This is a genomic window from Tateyamaria sp. 7Alg 36 (assembly GCF_059882455.1).
The window spans coordinates 1,674,126-1,687,260 of sequence record NZ_CM187613.1; the positions used below are offsets into that span (position 1 = coordinate 1,674,126).

The 13,135-nt window shown below is 59.4% G+C and carries 19 protein-coding genes; 11 read left to right on the top strand and 8 right to left on the bottom strand.

Annotation, left to right across the window (positions count from 1 at the left end):
- Positions 1–115: 115 nt before the first annotated feature.
- Complete coding sequence (locus tag AC6GQJ_RS08195; RefSeq protein WP_500773576.1) at positions 116–619, bottom strand: hypothetical protein; 504 nt, start codon at positions 617–619, stop codon at positions 116–118.
- A gap of 30 nt (positions 620–649) precedes the next feature.
- Between AC6GQJ_RS08195 and AC6GQJ_RS08200 the strand changes: the two genes are divergently transcribed.
- Positions 650–1,420 (top strand): FCD domain-containing protein, encoded by a 771-nt coding sequence (locus AC6GQJ_RS08200; RefSeq protein ID WP_500773577.1) that lies wholly within the window; start codon positions 650–652, stop codon positions 1,418–1,420.
- 78 nt (positions 1,421–1,498) lie between these two features.
- Here AC6GQJ_RS08200 and AC6GQJ_RS08205 read toward each other — a convergent pair whose 3' ends face one another.
- From AC6GQJ_RS08205 to AC6GQJ_RS08225, 5 genes are all read right to left on the bottom strand, one after another.
- Positions 1,499–2,059, bottom strand: coding sequence for a F0F1 ATP synthase subunit B (locus tag AC6GQJ_RS08205; RefSeq protein WP_500773851.1), 561 nt, complete (start codon positions 2,057–2,059; stop codon positions 1,499–1,501).
- Positions 2,060–2,070: 11 nt separating this feature from the next.
- Entirely contained in the window at positions 2,071–2,607 is a 537-nt protein-coding gene (locus AC6GQJ_RS08210; protein WP_500773579.1) for a F0F1 ATP synthase subunit B', read from the bottom strand.
- 109 nt (positions 2,608–2,716) lie between these two features.
- On the bottom strand, positions 2,717–2,941 hold the full coding sequence (locus AC6GQJ_RS08215) for a F0F1 ATP synthase subunit C (RefSeq protein ID WP_015496525.1): 225 nt from the start codon (positions 2,939–2,941) through the stop codon (positions 2,717–2,719).
- A gap of 57 nt (positions 2,942–2,998) precedes the next feature.
- Positions 2,999–3,760 (bottom strand): F0F1 ATP synthase subunit A, encoded by a 762-nt coding sequence (locus tag AC6GQJ_RS08220; RefSeq protein WP_500773582.1) that lies wholly within the window; start codon positions 3,758–3,760, stop codon positions 2,999–3,001.
- A gap of 53 nt (positions 3,761–3,813) precedes the next feature.
- Positions 3,814–4,149, bottom strand: a complete 336-nt coding sequence (locus AC6GQJ_RS08225) for an AtpZ/AtpI family protein (RefSeq protein WP_500773584.1) — start codon at positions 4,147–4,149, stop codon at positions 3,814–3,816.
- Between the two features lie 232 nt (positions 4,150–4,381).
- Between AC6GQJ_RS08225 and AC6GQJ_RS08230 the strand changes: the two genes are divergently transcribed.
- Entirely contained in the window at positions 4,382–4,726 is a 345-nt protein-coding gene (locus AC6GQJ_RS08230; RefSeq protein ID WP_500773585.1) for an ArsR/SmtB family transcription factor, read from the top strand.
- 2 nt (positions 4,727–4,728) lie between these two features.
- A complete protein-coding gene (locus tag AC6GQJ_RS08235) occupies positions 4,729–5,688 on the top strand; it encodes a glycosyltransferase family 61 protein (RefSeq protein ID WP_500773587.1) in 960 nt (319 codons plus the stop codon).
- Here the strand turns inward: AC6GQJ_RS08235 and AC6GQJ_RS08240 are convergent.
- Together AC6GQJ_RS08240 and AC6GQJ_RS08245 are read right to left on the bottom strand one after the other, a co-directional pair.
- On the bottom strand, positions 5,685–6,575 hold the full coding sequence (locus AC6GQJ_RS08240; RefSeq protein ID WP_500773853.1) for a DMT family transporter: 891 nt from the start codon (positions 6,573–6,575) through the stop codon (positions 5,685–5,687). The genes AC6GQJ_RS08235 and AC6GQJ_RS08240 overlap by 4 nt on opposite strands.
- Before the next feature lie 25 nt (positions 6,576–6,600).
- Positions 6,601–7,482 (bottom strand): LysR family transcriptional regulator, encoded by an 882-nt coding sequence (locus tag AC6GQJ_RS08245; RefSeq protein WP_500773589.1) that lies wholly within the window; start codon positions 7,480–7,482, stop codon positions 6,601–6,603.
- Positions 7,483–7,856: 374 nt separating this feature from the next.
- Here AC6GQJ_RS08245 and ffh point away from each other — a divergent pair, with 374 nt between their 5' ends.
- The 8 genes from ffh to rimM all read left to right on the top strand — a co-directional run bounded on the left by ffh (position 7,857) and on the right by rimM (position 13,134).
- Positions 7,857–9,356 (top strand): signal recognition particle protein, encoded by a 1,500-nt coding sequence (gene ffh / locus AC6GQJ_RS08250; protein ID WP_500773591.1) that lies wholly within the window; start codon positions 7,857–7,859, stop codon positions 9,354–9,356.
- Positions 9,357–9,953, top strand: coding sequence for a GNAT family N-acetyltransferase (locus tag AC6GQJ_RS08255; RefSeq protein ID WP_500773593.1), 597 nt, complete (start codon positions 9,357–9,359; stop codon positions 9,951–9,953).
- A gap of 24 nt (positions 9,954–9,977) precedes the next feature.
- Positions 9,978–10,274, top strand: coding sequence for a chorismate mutase (locus AC6GQJ_RS08260; RefSeq protein ID WP_500773595.1), 297 nt, complete (start codon positions 9,978–9,980; stop codon positions 10,272–10,274).
- A gap of 48 nt (positions 10,275–10,322) precedes the next feature.
- Positions 10,323–10,724, top strand: a complete 402-nt coding sequence (gene rpsP, locus AC6GQJ_RS08265) for a 30S ribosomal protein S16 (protein ID WP_500773597.1) — start codon at positions 10,323–10,325, stop codon at positions 10,722–10,724.
- Positions 10,725–11,005: 281 nt separating this feature from the next.
- Complete coding sequence (locus AC6GQJ_RS08270) at positions 11,006–11,452, top strand: hypothetical protein (protein ID WP_500773599.1); 447 nt, start codon at positions 11,006–11,008, stop codon at positions 11,450–11,452.
- A gap of 209 nt (positions 11,453–11,661) precedes the next feature.
- Entirely contained in the window at positions 11,662–12,336 is a 675-nt protein-coding gene (locus tag AC6GQJ_RS08275) for a class I SAM-dependent methyltransferase (RefSeq protein WP_500773601.1), read from the top strand.
- Between the two features lie 161 nt (positions 12,337–12,497).
- Positions 12,498–12,635: a hypothetical protein gene (locus tag AC6GQJ_RS08280; RefSeq protein ID WP_500773603.1), complete on the top strand. Its 138-nt coding sequence runs from the start codon at positions 12,498–12,500 to the stop codon at positions 12,633–12,635.
- On the top strand, positions 12,628–13,134 hold the full coding sequence (gene rimM, locus AC6GQJ_RS08285; protein WP_500773605.1) for a ribosome maturation factor RimM: 507 nt from the start codon (positions 12,628–12,630) through the stop codon (positions 13,132–13,134). The genes AC6GQJ_RS08280 and rimM overlap by 8 nt, the downstream gene beginning before the upstream one ends.
- The last annotated feature ends 1 nt before the right edge of the window (position 13,135 follow it).

Below are 13,135 nucleotides of genomic sequence, written 5' to 3' on the forward strand. Positions count from 1 at the left end.
CTGTTGACGGTTATCGGGCCCATATGGTGACCGCCCGCCCTGCCACCTGTCAACGCTGACGCACTACAAAAGGGGTTTACGCAAGGGTTATCCACAAGATATTGCGCCAACCTGCCTAAATCAACGTACAGTCCAGATCTAGAACCACCTCATTCGTGGCGGGGCTGACATAAGAATCAACTGTAAGGCAATCGTATTCGCCTTGAGCTTCGAGCCTGTCTGGTGCAGGCCCACCTTTGCCACAATCAAGAATGCCGGTGGCGACGGCGGCATCGCCGCGTACTTCTTTGACTTTGCAGCCGCTGACCATCTCCATCGCCTTGCCTGCGCGGTCGCGGATCGGGCCGAAGCGGGGGGCGTATTGCACATTGGTCCGGATCGCCTCTGCCAGTTTTTCGCTCACGCGTACATCAAAGGTCGATCCGTCCACCGTAACAGTCGTCGCAGGCAAGCCGCGAAAATGCGGCCCCGCCGTGTTGCAGGCGGCAAGCAGGCAAAGGGCCATTAGGAGCGAGCGGAAGGACATAGGCCAGATTGGGCTGCTCTCGGTTAATGCGCGGTTAACGGGGGCGCGGATCGCGCCTCCCTCTTGCGATTGCACGCCACAGCCATTGGTCATATGATTTTACCAATTCCGACAGGACCAGATATGCCCTTCCAACCCGTTCATCCCGAAAAAATCTCAGCCGCTGTTGTGCGACAGGTCGAACAATTGATCCTGCGCGGCATCCTGCGCCCCGGCGAACGCCTCCCCCCCGAACGTGAACTGGCAGAGCGGATGAATGTCTCCCGCCCCTCATTACGGGACGCGATTGGAACGCTTCAGGACAGCGGGTTGCTGACCGCTCGCCCTGGTGCGGGAGTGTTTGTGGCGGATGTGCTTGGGTCAGCCTTTCCACCTGCCTTGACTGAATTGTTCGCGCGCCATGACGAGGCGGTCTTTGACTATCTCGGCTTCCGGCGGGACATGGAGGGGCTGGCAGCCGAACGTGCCGCACGCCTAGGGTCCGACACCGATCTGGCTGTCGTCCAGACCGTGTTCGAAAAGATGGAGGCCGCCCACCCCAAGCGCAACAGCGAGGAAGAGGCCCGCCTTGATGCGCAATTCCACATGGCGATCATCGAGGCGAGCCATAATGTCATCATGCTGCATATGATGCGGTCGATGTACCAGCTGTTGCGAGACGGGGTATTTTACAACCGTCAGGTCATGTTCAAACAACGCACGACGCGGCAGGCTCTGCTGGACCAGCACCGCGCGATCAACGATGCGCTTCAGGCCCGCGAACCCGATCAGGCGCGGGATGCGGTGCACCGGCATATGGACTATGTCGAAGGCGCGCTGCTGGATCAGCAAAAAGCAGACCGTAACGAGGCTATTGCACGTCAGCGGCTGGATCATGAAACGGGCGCGACTTAAGCGGCACGTGCTTCTACAGCGTCTACAAACGAAAAAACCCGACGCAAGCGCCGGGTTTTAATCTGAATTTTATAAAGCTTAGTGGAGCTTGGCGTCGACCTGAGAGATCGCGTCGTCGATCAGCTTGTTGCCGTCGGCGGCTGTCATCTGCTTGGCGATCACGTCGCGGGCTGCAGCAACTGCAACCGACACGGCGCTGTCGCGTACTTCCTTGACAGCACCGGCTTGGGCCGAGGCAATCTGGTCTTCGGCAGAAGCGATGCGGCGTTCGATCGAACGGGCCAGATCGGCACGTGCGACTTCTGCTGCGGCTTCGGCGTCAACCTTGGCTTGTGCAACGATGCGGTCCGCCTGATCCTGAACTTCACGCTGCTTACGCTCGTAAGAGGCCAGCAAAGCCTGTGCTTCGTCACGCAGGGCGCGTGCTTCGCTCAGCTCGGACTGGATGCCTGTTGCGCGTTCGTCCAGCATTTTGGAAATCATGCCAGGAACTTTGAAGTAGAACAGGACCGCGATGAACAGGATGAATGCGATCAGGACGATGAAGTCGGTGTTCGCAAGGCTAAAGAAAGGACCGGATGCCGCCAGCGCGGGGCTGGCCAGCATGCCGAGAACCAGCGCGGGTGTCAGTGTTTTCATACCCATCGCTCTTATCCCTTCATCCGTGCCGAGACTGCTGCCTCGACCGCTTTGGCATCTGCCTTACCGCCCATGACGGCGACGATTTCCTGTGCGGCGTCCTTTGCGACCTGCGCAATGGAGTCGACAGCACCGGCGCGAATTTCGGCAATTGCCTTTTCGCTTTCGGCGGCCTTGGCAGCAATGCTTGCATCCGCTTTCTCGATGGCGACATCGAGGTCGGCTTGAATCTTTGCCTTGGTTTCGCCTGCGATCCGCTGTGCTTCGGCACGCGCATCGGCCAGAGCCTTTTCGTATGCGGCCTCGGCCTCTTCGGCTTTGACTTTAAGGTCTTCGGCAGCGGCGATGTCATTCGTGATAGTGCCCTGCCGTTCGGCAAGGATGGCTGCGATGCGGGGCAATGCCACGCGCGACAGCACGAAATAGATGGCGACAAGGGCCAGCAACAGCCAGAAGATCTGGTTGCCGAACGTCCCTATGTCCAGTTGCGGCATTCCGGGCGCCGCCCCTGCTGCAATTTCTGCAGCTGCGTTTGTATCGGTTGCCATGTCGGTCGTTCCCCTGAGTTGACCCCTGACACGGGGCCGAAATGCGCCATTACATCGGGCAGCATGAACCTGTCACACTGCCCGACTGTAAGGAATGTCGCTCAGTGGCTTAGACGGCGAACATCAGCAGCAGAGCAACGAGGAACGAGAAGATCCCCAGAGCTTCTGCAAAGGCGATGCCGATGAACAGTGTCGCTGTCTGGCCGGCTGCTGCCGACGGGTTGCGCAGGGCGCCTGCCAAGAAGTTGCCAGCCACGTGGCCAACACCGATTGCGGCTGCGCCGGAACCGATTGCTGCCAGACCTGCGCCGATGTGTGCGAGTTCACCTTCCATGAGAATTCTCCTTACAATTGGAAGTTTGAGTAGGGTGGGCGGTGTGCCCACCAAACATTAGTGATGCGGGTGCAATGCGTCCTTGAGGTACACGCATGTCAGGATGGTAAAGACGTAGGCCTGGATGAAGGACACCAGAACCTCGAGGCCGTAAATCGCCATCACGCCGAGGATCGCGACAGGGGCGATCGCTGCGACTTGGGCAAAGCCGGCGAAAACTTTGAGAACCGCGTGGCCCGCCATCATGTTGCCCGCCAGACGAATGGAGTGGCTGACAGGGCGCACGAAGTAGGAGATCAGTTCGATGATCGCCAGCACGGGGCGCAGCGGCAGCGGCGCGCTCGACACCCAGAACAGGGACAGGAACGACGCGCCGTTCTTGACGAAACCAAGGATGGTAACAGCAAAGAACACGCCAAAGCCGAGAACGGCCGTGACCGCGATGTGGGATGTGGTGGTGAACGACTTGGGCAGCAGACCCAGGAAGTTCGCGCAAAGAATGAACATGAACAGCGTCATGATGTAGGGGAAATACTTGATCCCGTCCTTGCCGGTCACGTCTTCGACCATCTTGTAGACAAAACCATAGGCGAGTTCAGCGATGGACTGGCCGCGGCCAGGAACAACAGAGCGTTTGGAGGTGGTCAGAACCATCAGCGCGATGACCGACAAAACAGCCAGCGCCAGCCAGACAGTGACGTTCGAGATGGTGTACCAGTGGATCGGATCACCGACCTCGCCCAGCCAAGGCTTGACGATGAATTGGTCCATGGGGTGGAATTCAAGACCGCCGCCGGTTTCCGCTGCTTCAGTTGCCATCTGGCTCTCTCCGTCTCATCTCACCCCGAGAGGTGGTCAATCCTATGCCGCCCTCAATCGGGTCGGTCGTTTTCTTCTTCGGCCAGCTCGGCGGCCTGCTTGCTTTGAACCTCGGCCGCACTGCGCATCATTGTTTTGACACCGGCGGCGAAGCCCAGAAATATAAACACGATCATGAACCACGGAGAGGTGCCCAAAAGCCAATCCAACCCGTACCCCATGCCAAACCCGATCCCCAGACCGGCCACCAGTTCAATCACCATCCGCCATGCAAGCTGGGCCTGAGAGTGATGATCCGGCGTGCGGGGTTTGGGTGCGTGAACCTTTTTGACAGCCGCAAGACGCGCGTTGAGCGCCTCCATTTTTGCTTTGTCGTCAGGGTCGGTCACGTGCCTTGGTCCCGTCCTTTGGATGGCTGTTGGATATGTCGCGGGGTGGAATGAGTCAACGGCAAAGCATCAGTGCGCGCGCGGAGCGTAAGGCATTGTTATATTGCATATTTTCAGAACAATGATGGGAGAGGGTTTTCCGGGGATGTGGGGCCATCGGGCCAATCGGCGGATCGGGGGATATTAAACCAATCGGTTGACGATTATGAATCGGATCGCCATCAGGTCAGGTATGAGTGATGCAGCAAACAGTCTGGACGCCGTGTTTTCGGCCCTTGCGGATCCGACCCGTCGGGAGATCCTATCCATGTTGCTTGAGGATGATATGGCCGTGACTGATGTGGCAGAGCCGTTCGAGATGTCGCTGGCCGCGATTTCCAAACACCTGACTATACTGACCCGCGCGGGGTTGATCGCGCAGGAAAAGCGGGGCCGCGTGAAGTGGTGCAAGCTGCAACCTGATGCGATGCGCGCCGCCACGGTGTGGATGCAAGGCTTTGGCCAGTTCGAGCCGGTGAACCTTGATGCGTTCGAGCGTTTCTTGGCGGCGGAACTGCCCGATGCGGACCCGTCCTGAACATGACGGCGATCCCTGATGCGCTGCCTGCGCCGCGTGTGCGCATTGTGCGGGGCGCGGTTGTCGTCACCGACATTGGCAGTGCGGACGTCGCTCATGGCGTGTTCGATGCGCGTGGGGCGTTTCTGCCGCTGTCGCAAGCGCGGCTGTCGCGGGACCGAATGAGTGGCGTGCCACAGGCGGCCACCCCGACGGCGCGGTTGCGCGGCACCTATCTTTACGCTGGCTTGAGCCACGATCATTTCGGGCATTTCTTGCTGGAGAGTTTGGCGCGGGTTTGGGCCCTTGGGCAAAGCGAGGTGGTGCCGGATGGTCTGGTCCTGCCCGCGCGCAAGGGGATGGAGATGGGCCCGCCCCTGCCCCGCCGCCTTGGCGCGCTGGTGCAACGGTTTTGCGGCGATCTGCCTGTGCACATTATCAAAGAGCCGACACGCATCGACCGGCTGATCCTGCCCAGTGCAGGTTTTGGCCATGGCCCGTGGTTGGCCGGAACGCCCGCCTTTCGCCACCATATCGCAGACAGATTGTCGGATCTGCCGGTGGACGGGGCGGAAAAGCTGTACCTATCGCGGGCGCGGCTGCATCGCGCCGACCAACGTGTCGACCGCGAGGACGAGATCGAGACGATGATGGAAGCGGCAGGGTATTTTGTGCTGCACCCCGAGAAATACCATCTGGATGTGCAACTGGGGGTGATGCGGGCCGCGCGGTATATCGTCGGGGCGGACGGATCGGCCTTTCATCTGGTTCCGTTCGCCATGCGGCGCGATGCGAAGACAGCAATCTTTTTGCGACGGAACCGACCTGAAATGCTACGCTATCTGTCAATGCAAATGCAGGGGTTTGCAGGGGTGACGCCGACCACAATTGACGCCCGCGCTATGCCTTTGCCGATGACCACGCCCGCGCCGCTGGATCTAAACAAGTTGCGCGCGGCCCTTGTGGCGGACGGTTTCCTTTAGGCCGCCACCTCGTCATCGCGCAGCAAAAGCACCAGCGCGATAATGGTCAGACCGACGCCCCCGAGCACCAGCGCGGGCGGCACCCCAAAGCCCAAGGCCATTTGCCACCCGATCACCCATGACGGTGTCAGATAGGTATAGGCCATAACCTTGGCGCTTGGCAGGCGCATCGCGGCGAATTGCAGCAAGACGAAGGTCGCCGCCGAGGCAAAGAGTGCGATATAGACCAGCGTGATCCAAACGATTGCAGGCAAGGCCGCCCAATCAGTGGCGCGCAGGTCGCCCCAACCGTAGATCGTCAGCAAAGCGGTTCCCGCCACCAACACACCAAAGCTGAAGACCAGCGCAGGTTCGCCTCGGTTCAGCTTGCGCACCATGGGCGTGTAGATCGCGTGACTGACGCAGCCGAGGAAATAGACCGCCTCACCGCGTCCGACCTCAAATGCCAGCAGCGCGGCCAGATCGGCGCGAAAGATCACCCAAAGCGCGCCAGCCGCACCGATCGTCAGGGCCAGCGCCATGCGAGGGGTCGTGATCTGACGCAGCAGATACCAGCCGAAGATCGCGGACAGTACAGGGGTCAGGGTGAACACAGCCGCCGCGCTCACAGGGGCCGCGGTTTTGAGCCCTTCGAACATCAGGACAAAGTAGACGGCAAAGAAACCACCCAAGACAAGGTAGCGCCACGGGGCCTGCAACGCGCTGCGCGTCATCTTGCCCGTCGCCAGTACCGCCGCGCCCACAACCAAGGAAGCCAGCGCAAACCGTGCCGCGTTCATCGCTGTTGGCGAAATCTCGTTCGCGGCTAGTGCGCCGAGCGAAAACGACCCCGCCACGAGCGCAGAAAACAGCAGCATCGCGGCATGGCCCTGCAAGGCGGGCGTCACGCGGCGCACGCGAAGACGGCCTGCATCACAGCACTTTCCATTCTTTGGACCGCGTTTTCAGAAAGGTCAGGAACGCCTGCACCTTATTAGTACGGTGCAAATCCACATGGGTTACAAGCCACAGCGGCGAGGCCCAGTCTTCCCTCGGGGTCATAATCTCGACCAGATCGGGGTTGGCGCGCGCCTCGATCACGGTGACAAAGCCGATCCCTGCCCCTGCCATCACCGCATGTTCCAGCGCCCGCGCATCGGTCGAACGGAAGGTGATTGCGGATTCGGGCACGCATCCGCGCAGCCATTTGTGGAACGGGGCGCGGCTGTCAGCAGAGTCGTGGCTGACAAAGCGGTGGCCCGTTAGGTCGCCATCCATATCCGGATGTCCGTGTTGTTCAACATAGGCGCGGGTCGCATAAAGGCCGACCGACAGGCTGACAAATGGTTGCACCACATTGTCCGGCTGATCCGGCACGCGCCCCGCGCGGATGGCCACATGGGCCTCACCGTATTCGAGCCGGAACAGGCGGTCGCCGGTCAGATAGCGCACAACGACATCGGGATGCTCTTGCTGGAACTGGGTCAGCACGGGGGCCATACGCGGTGCCATCGTCGCAAGGGTGGTCACAACCAGCTCGCCCGAGACTTCGGTGCCGCGCCCCTTGATCCGCCCTGCCAACTGGCTGAACTGGTCGTCGGTGGCCTGCGCCACGCGGAACAGATCATCCCCCGCCTCGGTCGCGGTATAGCCACGGGCGTGGCGCTGGAACAGTTTGACCGCCAGCCGCGCCTCTAGCGCGTCGATATGCCGGATCACCGTGGCGTGGTGCACGCCCAACACATCGGCGGCCCCGCTGACCGTACCCATGCGCGCCACCTGATAGGCGGTCTTTATTTCATCCCAATTGTCCATCGTCCGGCCCTGCTGTGCACATACAAACACTCACAACCGTTTTCGAAAATTGCGTTCGAATTTGCAAGACTCAAAACGCTATCGGCGGCATAGGCATCACCCGACCGCAAATGGAATGGTCTTGGCGCCCCCCCACACCACGCCGCGCAAAATAGCTGCATCGCCCCACGCGCCTTGACTCTGGTGTCCCGAACCGCTAGCCGACGCGCATTCGGGAAGTGTCAGCTTTCCGGTCCCTTGGGAAATACCCGGGATCGCCCTCCGTCAGCGCGTTGCGCCCACGGGGGTGATTTTCGTTGTATGAAAAGCTTGGGGTTCTCACTGCCTGTGCCTAGCTACAGGTGAACGTCAACGGTCAGAATGGAGCATGGCCCATGTTTGAAAATCTATCCGAACGCCTCTCCGGTGTATTCGACCGGCTGACGAAACAGGGCGCACTGTCCGAAGAAGATGTAAAAACCGCCCTGCGCGAAGTGCGTGTTGCCCTGCTTGAGGCGGACGTGTCACTGCCGGTGGCGCGCGATTTCGTCAAGGCCGTACAGGACAAGGCCACAGGCCAGTCCGTCACCAAGTCCGTGACCCCGGGCCAGCAGGTGGTCAAGATCGTGCACGACGAGCTGATCGACACGCTGCGCGGCGAAGGGGAGCCGGGCGCGCTCAAGATTGACAGTCCGCCTGCGCCGATCCTGATGGTCGGTCTGCAAGGTGGCGGTAAAACCACCACCACCGCGAAACTCGCCAAACGGCTGACGGAACGCGATGGCAAGCGGGTGCTGATGGCCTCGCTTGACGTGAACCGCCCTGCGGCGATGGAACAGTTGGCGATTCTCGGCACCCAAATCGGCGTCGACACCCTGCCCATCGTCAAAGGTGAAAACCCCGTCCAGATCGCCAAGCGGGCCAAGACCCAAGCCAATATGGGCGGCTATGACGTCTATATGCTCGACACCGCGGGCCGCCTGTCGATCGACGAAGAACTGATGGCGCAGGTCGAGGCCGTGCGTGACGTCGCCAACCCGCGCGAAACGCTGCTAGTTGTGGACGGGCTGACAGGTCAGGACGCGGTAAACACCGCGCAAAACTTTGACGACCGCATCGGTATTTCCGGCGTTGTGCTGACGCGGATGGATGGTGACGGACGCGGCGGTGCCGCCCTGTCGATGCGCGCTGTTACCGGCAAGCCGATCAAATTTGTCGGCCTTGGCGAAAAGCTTGACGCGCTGGAAACCTTCGAACCCGAACGGATCGCGGGCCGTATCCTTGGCATGGGCGATATCGTTGCCCTTGTCGAAAAGGCGCAGGAAACCATCGAGGCCGAACAGGCCGAGCGTATGATGAAGCGCATGGCCAAAGGTCAGTTCAACATGAACGACCTGCGCATGCAGCTGGAACAGATGCTCAAGATGGGCGGCATGGAAGGCATGATGGGCATGATGCCCGGCATGGGGAAAATGGCGAAACAGGTGCAGGACGCGGGCTTTGACGACAAAGTCCTGAAACGCCAGATCGCCATGATTAATTCCATGACCAAAAAGGAACGCGCCGCCCCGCAAATCCTGCAAGCCAGCCGCAAGAAGCGTATCGCGCGCGGTTCCGGCATGGAGGTTTCGGACCTCAACAAGCTGCTCAAGATGCACCGCCAGATGTCGGACATGATGAAAAAGCTCGGCAAGGGCAAAGGCGGCATGATGAAACAGGCGATGAAGGCCATGATGGGCGGCAAAGGCGGCATGGATCCCGCCGCCATGGCGCAAGGCATGGACCCCAAGCAGCTTGAAGCAGCCGCAAAACAGATGGGTGGCAAACTGCCCGGTCTGGGCGGCGGCGGTATGGCCTTGCCCCCCGGCCTGTCGGGTTTCGGGAAAAAGAAATAAGTGTTCGACATCCCCACCATAACCACGGGCCGCTTGTCGTTGCGTGCGCCGGAACCGGGCGATTACCCCAACTTCAAGGCGACTTTTGCCTCGTACCGTTCGCGCTTTATGGGCGGGCCGCTGAATGCGTACGAGGCGTGGATGCTGTACGCCGCCGAGATGGGGCATTGGCAGATCCGTGGTTTTGGCATGTGGATGATCCACGACAAGGGCACCGATGAAACCTATGGCATGGCGGGCGGCTGGCAGCCTGCCGGATGGCCCGAGCGCGAGATCGCTTGGATCATCTGGCCGTCCAAGGCAGGCAAGGGCTATGCCCTCGAAGCAACCCATGCGGTGCGCAAGCACTACTATGCTAACGACTGGGCTTCGGCGGTCAGCTATATCGACCCGTCCAACCTCGACAGTATCCGTCTGGCCGAGCGTCTTGGCGCGAAAAAGGACAAGGACGCACCCAGCATCGACGGCTCTGACGCTGTCTATCGCCACCCGTCCCCTGCGCAACTGGACGACACTCAACTGTCCCACGGGATCGAGATGGAAATCGGGCACTATGCCGACCCGAAGTTCACACCGAAAGGATGGGCCCTTGATTAACCGCGACCGCACCGGAGGCTTCCTATGACCGACGTCACGACCCGCGCCGCAAAGGTGCTTGCTGAGCATCGCGCCAGCATCGACCGCCTTGACGCCATCCTCGTCTACACGTTGGGCGAACGGTTCAAACACACGAAAGCCGTGGGGGTACTCAAGGCTGAACACGACCTTCCACCGTCCGATCCTGCCCGTGAAACGGCCCAGATCGCACGGCTCGAAGCTTTGGCAAACGAGGCCGATCTGGACCCCGAATTTGCCAAGAAGTTCCTGAACTTCATCATCGCTGAAGTCATTCAGCACCATAAGCAACACCAGCCATAAGGCAGGCCGCCTGCCTGTCACCCAACCAAAAGCAAAAGGAAAAACATCATGTCCATGAAAATTCGTCTCGCCCGTGGCGGTTCCAAAAAGCGCCCCTTCTACCGCATCGTTGCCGCCGACAGCCGCATGCCACGCGATGGCCGCTATATCGAAAAGCTGGGCACATATAACCCGCTGCTGGCCAAAGACAGCGAAGACCGCGTGAAGATGAACGTCGAGCGCGTTCAGTACTGGCTGGGTCAGGGCGCACAGCCCACAGACCGTATCGCACGTATGCTCGAAGCAGCTGACCTGCTGCCCAAGAAAGAGCGCGCAAACCTGAAAAAAGGCCAGCCCGGCAAGAAAGCGCAAGAGCGCGCAGAAGAGAAAGCCGCCAAGGCAGCCGCCGCAGCCGAAGCCGCCGCAGCACCTGCCGAAGAAGCACCAGCAGAAGACGCCGCAGCAGAGTAATCTGCGCCACAACGCAGTGGCAGACGCCCGCCCCGATCTACTTCGGGGCGGGTTTTTTGCGCCTTGCACAGCGGTCCCGATCTCTACCGTCAGTGACGCCGTGGGCTGAAAGTCCGCTATGAGCCCCAAACTACCTACGCTGTCACACACGCGAACGTCTGCTGACTATTGCGCAGCTTCGCAACCTGACGCTTCAATTACTTTCTGACGGTAGGTTGCATCATTGCGAAATCACCTCAATATCGAGTGGGAATGATCCGGCGAGTTGGCGGGAGGCCAATATGGTTAGAGAAATTATAAACGATAGAGTTAGTATTGTTTTGTCCCACAGCAAGACCAAAGATGAAGCTGACGTGGCGAAGTCATTAAGCTTGTCGTTGGCGGAAGACGGTGTCGCCGTGGGTAACGCAATGTTAGTAAAGGATAGCACTGGATCCGCATCTGTTATGGAGTACCTGCTCTGGTTTGTGACGCATCCACAAACGGTAACCACAGGTGCAACAGTATTCTCGGGAAGCGTCCTCCTGCTCATTGAAAAATGGCTCAACGGTGATCCAAACAGGTCTCTGAAAGTTGAGTATGAAGACTACAAGGTCGAAGCGAAAAGCGTTGAAGACCTGAAAGAAGCTGTGAAGCTATTGCCACCGCCAACCAAATCCGAAATTCTCGAAGATGGCGATATGATTTCCAATGGAACAGTAATCAGCAAAGATGAGCTTGGGAAGTAGTCAGTCGATGGTTACACCTGAGTAGCTGTAACCAAAACGCTCGGAAGCAGACATTGGCGCAGCCGCAGCGAAAGCTCACTTCGTCCCGCATAGCCGTCATTCGAACCTGTGTAGCCACCGCTGCAACGGCGCAAGTCGGCTTTGAGCCAATCTTGCACTCATTCCGCTTCGCCGCGAAAGTCAGCTTTTGAGATCAAAGGACTGGTTCGATGTCATCAAACTCAAAAGTATTCAACGCAGACGGATATAGGGCACGCGTAGAACGGCAGGTCCCCGGTCTGAACGATCTGCACCGGATCGTCGGGCTTCTTCTGGCAGAGACCATTGGTGACAACGGGTGCGTCCTTGCACTTGGTGCTGGCGGCGGTATGGAACTGCAAACGCTGCGAGAACACCATCCGAAATGGAACTTTGCGGCAGTGGATCCATCTGCCGACATGATTCTTCAGGCGAAAGAGACGCTGGGTGGTGATCTCGACCGGATCAACTTCACCCTCGGCTATATTGATGACGCACCGAACGGACCGTTTGACGGGGCCATCTGCCTGCTTGTCCTGCATTTTCTGGAACCGGACAAGCGGCTGCGAACTCTGCAAGAGCTGCGTTGCCGTCTACGCCCTGGCGCCCCTTTAGTGGTTGTTCATCACAGCTTTCCGCATTCTGACGGTGGTGAGGACCGGTGGCTGCATCGCTATGCTGATTTCCAGATCGCGCGGGGGGCAGGTGCGGTCCAGACAAAAGCCGGTATCGCAAGCATGAAAGACAAGTTACCGGCATTGGCTCCCTCGGACGACGAGGCCATTTTGCAAAGAGCCGGTTTTGAACGGATCGAGTTATTCTACGCGGCTCTCACCTTCAAAGGATGGATTTCCTACGCGGCATAGCATTGGTCTTGGACGATACAACGATACAAAGCCGTCACTTGATGCCCGCTGAACAATGTCTGCTTGGCCCGCAAACCTCCCCTCCTTCCACAACCCCGCTCTGGACAATCCGCGTGCAGGGCGTGCAAATGCCTGCGCCCCAAAAGCCAAAGAGGCGGTGAATGTTCCGATTGATACGCACTCCTGTGCTGCTGCTTATCGCCTTTGTCGCGGGCCTGTTGTACGAACGCAGTCAAGCCGCCGATGCCTGTCTGGGCGCGGGTGGAAAGATGCATGACGGAGTATGCTGGGATGAGTGACGACCTGATTTGCGTAGGTGCCATCAGCGGGTCCTATGGGGTGAATGGCGAATTGCGGGTGAAATCCTTTTGCGCGCAGCCCGACGACATCGAAACCTACAGCCCCCTGTCCAATCAGGCTGGCACGCGCAGCTTCACGCTGGCGCTGGTGCGCCCGATGAAGAATGGCTTTGTGGCGCGCATCACGGATGTAGAGACAAAGGAACAGGCTGACGCGCTGAAGGGTACGCAACTATTTGCCCGCCGCGAACAACTGCCCAGCCTGCCGGATGACGAATATTACTATTCCGACCTGACGGGGCTGGCGGTTTTCGACACAGGCGGTGCGCCGCTTGGAAAAGTGAAGTCGGTGCAGAACCACGGCGCTGGCGATTTGCTTGAAGTGCAATTGCCCAATGCCTCGGCCACTGTGCTGGTGCCTTTTACCCAAGCAGTCGTGCCGACCGTGGACCTGGCGACAGGGCGTATCGTGGCCGACCCGCCCGAGGGTCTGTTCTAGG